Source organism: Acidovorax sp. Q11, from assembly GCF_054950075.1.
Genome location: NZ_JBUDZG010000005.1, coordinates 217,083 through 226,707, shown reverse-complemented (window position 1 = coordinate 226,707; position 9,625 = coordinate 217,083). Strand labels below are relative to the sequence as shown.

The window sequence follows — 9,625 nt, the reverse complement described above, 5'->3', positions numbered from 1 at the left end:
AGAGATCATGATCGCGCTCCTGTCGAAGAAAGAGGCCGATTGCCTCGCTCGCCAACATAGACAGGGGCGCGATGTGTAGTTACTGTCAGGGCCTTCGCGGCGGGCTACCGCGCGAGCGGTTTAGTCCATTGGCCGTTAGCTGCCGTACAAGCTCCCGGTATGGGCATGAAGTATCAGGTGTTTTGTGTCAATCTTGATGAGCTGTGGCCGCTTTGCAATATGGCGCTACAAGCCATTTTGATTCCAGCCTCATTCTCTTGGCGATACGCCCCGGTCGCTTGGTATGAGTGCTCGGCTCTCACCCTTACCGCTGCCCCGCACATTCCCCCACCACCCAATCCCTGAACGCCTTGACCAGCGGCGTCTGCGCCCGTGCCTCGGGGTACACAAGGTAGTACGCATCGGCACTCGTCAGCACCTGGTCTGACAGCTCCACCAGGCTCCCCGCAGCCAGCTCCTGCTCAATCAAAAAGCGCGGCAGCAGCGCCGCACCCAAGTGCGAGACCGCGGCCTGCGCAATCATGGCGAAGTGCTCGGACTGCGGGCCGCGCAGGGCCAGGGCCGTGGGCGCGCCCACCAGCTCAAACCATTCGGCCCATTGCGTGGGACGAGTGCTTTGCTGCAGCAGCACCACGCGGGTCAAATCCTGCGGAGTGTGGATGCCGTGGCGGTCGCGGTAGGTGGGGCTGCACACGGGCACGGTTTCTTCGTGCATCAGGTATTCGCACACGGCGCCTGCCCAGTGCGGGGTGCCGAAGTGGATGGCAGCGTCGAACGGTGTGCCCGCAAAGTCAAACGGCTCGGTGCGGGCCGAGAAGTTGACCATGGCCTCGGGGTGCAGCGCCATGAAGCCGCCCAGGCGCGGGATGAGCCAGCGCGTGCCCAGCGTGGGCAGCACGGCCAGGTTGAGCAGGCCGTCGGTGCTGGAAAACGCCATGGCTTTTTGTGTGCTGGCCGACAGTTGCTGCAGCACGTTTTGCACGTCTGCGGCATAGATGCGGCCCGCGTCGGTCAGCACCACACGCTGGCGCACGCGGTGGAAAAGGGCGGTGCCAATCTGATCTTCCAGCTGGCGGATCTGGCGCGACACGGCGCTTTGGGTGAGGTGCAGCTCCTCGGCCGCGCGCGACACGCTTTGGTGGCGCGCCGCCGCCTCGAAGGCCAGCAGGTCGGCGGTGGAGGGCAGGAAGGCGCGGCGCAGCAAGGTCATACCGGGTTATGCATTGGGGGAATGATGATGGGTGCCAAAAATTGAGCCTTTTGAGCCTCTTCCGCGCATTGGGTATGGGGTAGAAGTCCTGATATTTTCAGGCACTTCATTCTGTTTTGTGATCAAGTAGTTCCATTTTTTTGCTATCCAGCACGGAGCGATTGGCGGATATTGGCGCATTCATTGCGTGTGTTCTCCCGCGCTGATTCTCTTTCTCTGCCTCCATCCACCCTTGCGAGCCGCCATGTCTGCCACCCCTGTCGCTACCGCCCTTGTGTCCGAAGTCGATCAACTGCTGCAACGCCTGGGCGTGCCCCGCGCGGCGTACACCGGCGGCACGCTGGCGGCGCGTTCGCCCATCACGGGCGAGGTGCTGGCCCAGGTGCCGCAGCAAAGCGCGGCCGATGCCACGGCCGCCATCGGCCGCGCGCATGTGGCTTTCCAGGCGTGGCGCAATGTGCCCGCGCCGCGCCGGGGCGAGCTGGTGCGCCTGCTGGGCGAAGAGCTGCGCGCCGCCAAGGCCGATCTGGGACTGCTGGTGACCATCGAGGCGGGCAAGATCCCGTCCGAAGGCCTGGGCGAGGTGCAGGAGATGATCGACATCTGCGACTTTGCCGTGGGCCTGTCGCGCCAGCTGTATGGCCTGACGATTGCCACCGAGCGCCCCGGCCACCGCATGATGGAAACCTGGCACCCGCTGGGCGTGTGTGGCGTGATCTCAGCCTTCAACTTCCCCGTGGCCGTGTGGTCGTGGAACGCCGCGCTGGCGCTGGTGTGCGGTGATTCGGTGGTGTGGAAGCCTTCGGAAAAGACCCCGCTCACGGCCCTGGCCACGCACGCGATTGCCCAGCGCGCCATTGCGCGTTTTGGCAGCGACGCGCCCGAGGGCCTGCTGGAGCTGATCGTGGGCCAACGCGACCTTGGCGAGGTGCTGGTGGATGACGCCCGCGTGCCCGTGCTGTCGGCCACGGGCTCCACCGCCATGGGCCGCGCCGTGGGCCCGCGCCTGGCCGCGCGGTTTGCGCGCGGCATTCTGGAGCTGGGGGGCAACAACGCGGCCATCGTGGCACCCACGGCCGACCTGGACCTGGCCTTGCGCGGCATTGCGTTTGCCGCCATGGGAACGGCCGGCCAGCGCTGCACCACGCTGCGCCGCCTGTTTGTGCACGAAAGCACTTACGACCAGCTGGTGCCCCAGCTGGCCAAGGTGTACGCCAACGTGCGGGTGGGCGACCCGCGCACCGCGGGCACGCTGGTGGGCCCGCTGATCGACCGCATGGCGTTTGACGGCATGCAAAAGGCGCTGGAGCAAAGCCGCGCGCTGGGCGCCACGGTGCACGGTGGTGGCCGCGTGGAAGGCATCGGTGGTGACCATGCGTACTACGTGCGCCCCGCACTGGTGGAGCTGCAAAAACACGAAGGCCCCGCGCTGCACGAAACCTTTGCGCCCATCCTGTATGTGGTGCGCTACGGCACCATTGACGAAGCCATTGCCATGAACAACGCCGTGGGCGCGGGCTTGTCGTCGTCCATCTTCACGCTCAATGTGCGCGAGGCCGAACAGTTCATGTCGGCAGCGGGTTCAGACTGCGGCATTGCCAATGTGAACATTGGCCCGAGCGGCGCCGAGATTGGCGGCGCATTTGGCGGCGAGAAGGAAACGGGCGGTGGCCGCGAAGCGGGCTCGGACAGCTGGAAGGCCTACATGCGCCGCGCGACCAACACCATCAACTACTCCACCGCACTGCCGCTGGCGCAGGGCGTGACGTTTGACGTGTAATCCACGCGCTGGTTGCCCCGTTCATGTTGATTGCTAAGGACTCACACCCCATCGTCATCATTGGCGGTGGTGTCATCGGCAGTGCGATTGCGTACTTCCTCACGCTGCAGCAACCGGGCTGCGAGGTGGTGGTGGTCGAGCGCGACCCGACCTATACGAGCGCTTCGTCGGCGCTGTCGGCCAGCTCCATCCGCCAGCAGTTCTCGACCGACATCAACATCCAGATATCGGCCTACAGCATTGGCTTTCTGCGCAACGTGGGCCAGCTGCTGGCCTGCAACGGCGATGTGCCCGACATTGGCCTGCACGAAGGCGGCTACCTGTACCTGGCCACCCAGGCGGGCGAGGCCACACTGAGCGAAAACCATGCGTTGCAAAAGCAGTACGGTGCTGACGTGGCGCTGCTGAGCCCGCAGCAACTGGCCGAGCGTTTTCCCTGGCTGGCGCTGCAGGACGTGGTGCTGGGCTCGCTGGGCCTGTCGGGCGAGGGCTGGTTTGATGGCTACCTGCTGCTGACGGCGCTGCGCAAGAAGGCACAGAGCCAGGGCGTGCGCTATGTGGCCGATGAGGCTGTGGGGCTGGACACGGCGGCCAGCGACGGCGTGTTGCATGTGGATGCGGTGCGCCTGCAAAGCGGCACCGTGCTGCCTTGCCGCTATGCCGTGAACGCGGGCGGCCCGTGGGCGGCTGCCATTGCGGGCTGGGCTGGCATTGATTTGCCCGTGGTGGGCAAGCGCCGCACGGTCTTCAACCTGGCCAGCCCCGCAGCGCTGCCGGGCTGCCCACTGCTCATCGACACCAGTGGCATCTGGCTGCGGCCCGAGGGCAAGGGTTTTATCTGCGGCTTTGCGCCAGAGGTGGGCAACGACGCCGACTTTGCCCCGCTGGAGCCCGAGTACGCAGCGTTCGAGGACCGCATCTGGCCCACGCTGGCTGAGCGCATCCCGGGCTTTGAGGCACTGCGCATGCAGGGCGCCTGGGCGGGCTACTACGAGATGAACACCTTCGACCACAACGCCATCGTGGGCCTGCACCCGGCGTGCGACAACCTGGTGTTTGCCAACGGCTTTTCGGGCCACGGCCTGCAGCAGTGCCCGGCCGTGGGGCGTGGCCTGGCGGAGTGGATGTTGACGGGCGGCTACCAGAGCCTGGACCTGTCGCCGCTGTCCATCGAGCGCATTGCGCGCAACGCGCCGCTGCTTGAAAAGAACGTGATCTGAGCACCATCGGTACCGTCAGTTTTCCCTCACCCTTTTCTCAACCTGCCAACCACAACACATCAGGAGACAACGACATGGCAATTTTTCGCAAGACCTTCACTGCGCTCGCAGCAGGCCTGGCCCTGGCCTGCATGGCCACGGCCCCCGCGCTGGCGCAGACGGTCACCCAGCCCACGTTGGAGAAGATCAAGGCATCCGGCAAGGCCGTGCTGGGCGTGCGCGAGACCTCGCCGCCCATGGCCTACGCGCTGGGCGCCAATGAAAAATACGTGGGCTACCACGTTGAGCTGTGCGAGCGCGTGCTGAAAGAAATCGCGCCCGACGCCAAGCTCGAATACATGGCCGTGACGGCGCAGAACACCCTGCCACTGGTGCAGAACGGCACGCTGGACATTGGCTGTGGCCCCACCACCAACAACACGGCGCGCCAGCAGCAGGTGGCGTTTGCTGTGACCACCTATGTGAGCGAAGTACGCATGGCGGTGCGCAAGGATTCGGACCTGAAGTCCATCAACCAGCTCGCGGGCCGCACCATTGCGGCATCCACCGGCACCACGGCCGTGCAACTGCTGCGCAAGCAGGAACGCGCGTTGGGCGGCGCCCCCATCAAGACCGTGCTGGGCAAGGACCACCACGAGAGTTTTCTGCTGCTCGAATCGGGTCGCGCCGATGCCTTTGTGCTCGACGACAACCTGCTGGCCGGGATGATCTCCAACTCCAAGGACCCCTCGGCCTACCGCATCGTGGGCGAGCCGCTGGGCGCCGAGCCGATTGCGCTGCTGTTCCGCAAGGACGACCCCACCTTCAAGGCGGCGGTGGACGGTGTGCTCACCAAGCTGATGCAGTCCGGTGAGATGGAAAAGATCTACACCAAGTGGTTTGTGAACCCCATTCCGCCCAAGAACGCGAGCCTGAGCCTGCCACTGGGCACCACGCTGCGCCAGCTGTTCGCCACCCCCAACGACAAGCCCCTGGAGACCTACCAGCAATGAACGCCGCCATCCCCGCCACGGCCATACCCGCCACGATCTTTCGCGCGGCCGATCGCATCAGCGCTATCGGTGTGTCCGACATCGTGCGCATCACCCAGGCTGCCAACGAACTCAAGCGCCAGGGCCAGCCTGTGATCGTGCTGGGCCTGGGCGAGCCCGACTTCGACACGCCCGCCCATGTGATTGAAGCCGCGCAGCAGGCCATGGCGCAGGGCGACACGCACTACACGGTGCTTGATGGCACGCCCGCGCTCAAGGCGGCCATCCAGCTCAAGTTCCGCCGCGATAACGCTCTGGAGTTTGCTACCAACGAAATCACGGTGGGTGCGGGCGCCAAGCAGGTCATCTACAACGCGCTGATGGCCAGCCTGAATCCTGGCGACGAGGTGATCCTGCCCGCGCCGTACTGGACATCGTATGCCGACATGGTGCTGATTGCCGGTGGCGTGCCTGTGGTGGTGCCGTGCAGCGAGGCCAACGGGTTTCGCATCACGGCTGAGGAGCTCGATGCGGCCATCACGCCACGCACGCGCTGGGTGTTCATCAATTCCCCCTCCAACCCCAGTGGCACGGCCTACAGCGCCGAGCAGCTGCGGCCCATTTTGGAGGTGGTGCTGAACTACCCGCAGGTGTGGGTGCTGGCGGACGACATCTACGAACACATCCTGTACGACGGCCATGCGTTTGCCACTCCCGTGGCGGTGCTGCCCGCACTGCGCGACCGCACCCTCACGGTGAACGGAGTCTCCAAGTCGTACGCCATGACGGGCTGGCGCCTTGGCTATGGTGCAGGCCCGCGCGCACTGATCGCGGCCATGGCTGTGGTGCAAAGCCAGGCCACATCGTGCGCGTCGTCCATCAGCCAGGCGGCGGCGGTAGCTGCGCTCACCGGCCCGCAGGACGTGGTGGCCGAGCGCTGCCGCGCGTTTCAGGCTCGGCGCGACCTGGTGGTAGCGGCCCTCAACGCATCGCCGGGCCTGCGCTGCCGCGTGCCCGAGGGGGCGTTCTACACCTTTGCCAGTTGCGAAGGCGTGCTGGGCCGCACCACACCGGGTGGCGAACTGTTGCGCACGGACGCCGATTTTTGCGACTACCTGCTGCGCGAGTTCCACGTGGCCGTGGTGCCAGGCAGCGTGCTGGGGCTGGCGCCGTACTTCCGTATCTCGTACGCTGCCAGCATGGCCGACTTGCAGGAGGCCTGCGCACGCATCCAGCGCGCGTGCAAGGCGCTTTTCTGAGTTCTTGTTTTTTGTGAAATGACCGTCTGACATGACCACCGCACCCACCACCTCCCGCACCGGCGGCCAGATCCTGGTCAGCCAGCTCATCACCCATGGCGTGAAGCAACTGTTTTGCGTGCCGGGCGAGAGCTACCTGGCCGTGCTCGATGCCCTGCACGATGCAGACATCGGCGTGACGGTGTGCCGCCAGGAAGGCGGCGCGGCCATGATGGCCGAGGCGCAGGGCAAGCTCACCGGCCAGCCCGGCATCTGCTTTGTGACGCGCGGACCCGGCGCCACCAATGCGTCGGCCGGTGTGCACATTGCGCACCAGGACTCGACCCCCATGATCCTGTTCGTGGGCCAGGTGGCGCGCAATGCCATGGGGCGCGAGGCGTTTCAGGAGCTGGACTACAGCGCAGTGTTCGGCACCATGGCCAAGTGGGTGGTGCAGATCGACGACCCGGCGCGTGTGCCCGAGCTGATCTCGCGCGCTTTCCACGTCGCCACCTCGGGCCGCCCCGGCCCCGTGGTGGTGGCGCTGCCCGAAGACATGCTCACCGAGGCCGCCACGGTGGCCGATGCTTTGCCCTACCAGGTGACGGAGACCCACCCCGGCGCGGCGCAGATGGTCGAGCTGGCACAGCGCCTGCAAGCCGCCAAAAATCCCGTAGCGATTCTGGGCGGCAGCCGCTGGTCCGAGCAGGCGGTGCGCGAGTTCACGGCGTTTGCCGAGGTTTGGTCCCTGCCGGTGTATTGCTCATTCCGCCGCCAGATGCTGTTCCCGGCCACGCACGCTTGCTATGGCGGCGACCTGGGCTTGGGCGTAAACCCCAAGCTGCTCGCGCGCATCAGGGCATCCGACCTGGTGCTGGTGGTGGGTGGGCGCCTGTCCGAAGTGCCGTCGCAAGGCTATGAGCTGTTCGACATTCCCACGCCCGCGCAGCCTTTGGTGCATGTGCATGCCGATGCGGACGAACTGGGCAAGCTCTACCGGCCCACGCAGGCCATCCACGCCACGCCGCAGGCATTCACCGCCGCGCTGAACCCGGTGCGCCCGACGGCCCCCGTGCCCTGGAAGGCCCACACAGAAGCCGCCCATGCCGAGTACCTGGCCTGGAGCGATCCGGCCCCTATCCGTATACCCGGTAATCTGCAGATGGGCGAGGTGATGCAGCACCTCAAGGAGGTGTTGCCCGCCGATACCATCTTCTGCAACGGCGCGGGCAACTTCGCCACCTGGATTCATCGCTTCTGGCCCTTCACCACCTACGCTAGCCAGTTGGCGCCCACCAGCGGGTCGATGGGCTATGGCCTGCCCGCAGGCGTGGGTGGCAAGCGCCTGTGGCCGCAGCGTGAGGTGATGATCTTTGCGGGCGATGGCGACTTTTTGATGCACGGCCAGGAATTTGCGACCGCCGTGCAGTACGGCCTGCCCATCATCGTGGTGCTGCTGGACAACGCCATGTACGGCACCATCCGCATGCACCAGGAGCGCGAGTACCCCGGCCGCATCAGCGCCACGCAGCTCAAGAACCCCGACTTCAAGGCCTACGCCCAAGCCTTCGGCGGCCATGGCGAGCGCGTGGAGCGGACGGAAGACTTCGCCCCCGCACTGGCCCGTGCGCGCGCCAGCGGCCTGCCGAGTGTGCTTCACTGTTTGATCGACCCCGAGGCCATCACGCCCACGGGCACGCTGCAGGGCATTCGCAAAGCGGCCCTGGCAAAACAGTGATGGTGACCCGGCGATAGCGCTGGAGAGCGGGGTGGCAGCAGGCTGTCACCCTGCCGCGCACAATAGCGGGCGTGACCGTTCCCGCATCTGAAATTGCTGAAAGCGACCCCGCAACCCCGGCCCAGACCGGGGGCAAGCTGCGCCGCATTGCCCACCTCGACATGGACGCTTTTTTCGCGTCTGTCGAGCTGCTGCGCTACCCGCAGCTCAAGGGCCTGCCCGTGGTCATTGGTGGCGGGCGGCGCAAGGTGGACGAGCTGCTGCTGCGCGGGCCCGACGGCACGGCCGAGCGCGAGCGGCGCTTCATACCGGTGGAGGACTTTCCGCTGCTCAAGGACTACGTGGGCCGGGGCGTGATCACCACCGCCACCTACGCTGCGCGGCAATTCGGCGTGGGCTCGGCCATGGGCATGATGAAGGCGGCCAGGCTGTGTCCGCAGGCCATCGTGCTGCCGGTGGATTTTGACGAGGTGCGCCGCTTCTCGCGCGCTTTCAAGAGCACCATCACCGACATCGCGCCGGTGATGCAGGACCGGGGCGTGGACGAGGTGTACATCGACTTCACCGACGTGCCCGGCGGCCAGCGCGAAGGTGGGCGGGTGCTGGCACGACTCATCCAGAAAAGCATCTTCGACAAGACGGGGTTGACCTGCTCTATCGGCGTGGCGCCCAACCGGCTGCTGGCCAAGATGGCCAGCGAGTTCAACAAGCCCAACGGCATCTCCATCGTTTACGAGGAAGACCTGCAGGACAAGATCTGGCCGCTCAATGTGCGCAAGGTCAACGGCATTGGCCCCAAGGCGGGCGAGAAGCTGGCGCACCTGGGCGTGGAGACCATCGGCCAGCTGGCGGCGCAAGACCCGCAGTGGCTCATCGGCCACTTTGGCAAATCCACCGGCGCCTGGATGCACCGCGTGGCCTGGGGCCGCGACGACAGCCCCGTGGTGACCGAGAGCGAGCCCGTGAGCATGAGCCGCGAGACCACGTTCGACCGCGACCTGCATGCCGTGCGCGACAAGGCGGAACTGGGTGCAATCTTCACCGACCTGTGTTTGCGCCTGGCCGAGGATTTGCAGCGCAAGGGCTATGTGGCGCGCACCATCGGCATCAAGCTGCGCTACGACGACTTCAAGATTGCCACGCGGGACCACACGGTGGGCTTTTACACGGCGGACGGGCCCACCATACGCAAGCTGGCGGGGCAGTGCCTCAAGCGCGTGCCGCTGGACAAACGCCTGCGGTTGTTGGGGGTGCGGGCCAGCGCGCTGGCGCGGCGGGGCGAAGAGCCCATGCTGGAACCACGGGCTGGGGCAACGGCAGAAACACGCCGACGCAAACCAGGCACCACCGATGGCACCGACGGTGTGGGTGGCACTGCGCAGCTTTTTTAGCGCGGGTTGGCACCACTCCCTGTCACGTCACGGCTCAGCGGGGCCGTGGCAATCGGCGTAAACACCCAGGTCGCGGG

The 9,625-nt window shown here is 66.0% G+C and carries 7 protein-coding genes; 6 read left to right on the top strand and 1 reads right to left on the bottom strand.

Annotated elements, in window-relative coordinates; genetic code table 11:
* Positions 1-304 precede the first annotated feature (304 nt).
* Positions 305-1,210 carry a LysR family transcriptional regulator gene (locus tag ACYZGB_RS07020; protein ID WP_462387537.1) on the bottom strand — a complete coding sequence of 302 codons (906 nt, stop codon included), beginning with the start codon at positions 1,208-1,210 and terminating at the stop codon, positions 305-307.
* Between the two features lie 244 nt (positions 1,211-1,454).
* On the opposite strand from ACYZGB_RS07020, the gene amaB reads away from it, so the two are divergent.
* From amaB to ACYZGB_RS06990, 6 genes are all read left to right on the top strand, one after another.
* Positions 1,455-2,990 carry an L-piperidine-6-carboxylate dehydrogenase gene (amaB, locus tag ACYZGB_RS07015; RefSeq protein WP_462387536.1) on the top strand — a complete coding sequence of 512 codons (1,536 nt, stop codon included), beginning with the start codon at positions 1,455-1,457 and terminating at the stop codon, positions 2,988-2,990.
* Positions 2,991-3,013: 23 nt separating this feature from the next.
* The gene (locus tag ACYZGB_RS07010; RefSeq protein ID WP_462387535.1) at positions 3,014-4,210 is read left to right on the top strand and encodes an NAD(P)/FAD-dependent oxidoreductase; all 1,197 of its coding nucleotides are present in this window, start codon (positions 3,014-3,016) and stop codon (positions 4,208-4,210) included.
* A gap of 74 nt (positions 4,211-4,284) precedes the next feature.
* Positions 4,285-5,202, top strand: coding sequence for an amino acid ABC transporter substrate-binding protein (locus ACYZGB_RS07005; protein WP_462387534.1), 918 nt, complete (start codon positions 4,285-4,287; stop codon positions 5,200-5,202).
* Complete coding sequence (locus tag ACYZGB_RS07000; RefSeq protein ID WP_462387533.1) at positions 5,199-6,440, top strand: pyridoxal phosphate-dependent aminotransferase; 1,242 nt, start codon at positions 5,199-5,201, stop codon at positions 6,438-6,440. Before ACYZGB_RS07005 ends, ACYZGB_RS07000 begins: the two co-directional genes overlap by 4 nt.
* 31 nt (positions 6,441-6,471) lie before the next feature.
* Positions 6,472-8,157 carry a thiamine pyrophosphate-binding protein gene (locus tag ACYZGB_RS06995; RefSeq protein WP_462387532.1) on the top strand — a complete coding sequence of 562 codons (1,686 nt, stop codon included), beginning with the start codon at positions 6,472-6,474 and terminating at the stop codon, positions 8,155-8,157.
* 161 nt (positions 8,158-8,318) lie between these two features.
* Positions 8,319-9,548: a Y-family DNA polymerase gene (locus ACYZGB_RS06990; RefSeq protein ID WP_462387541.1), complete on the top strand. Its 1,230-nt coding sequence runs from the start codon at positions 8,319-8,321 to the stop codon at positions 9,546-9,548.
* Positions 9,549-9,625 lie beyond the last annotated feature (77 nt).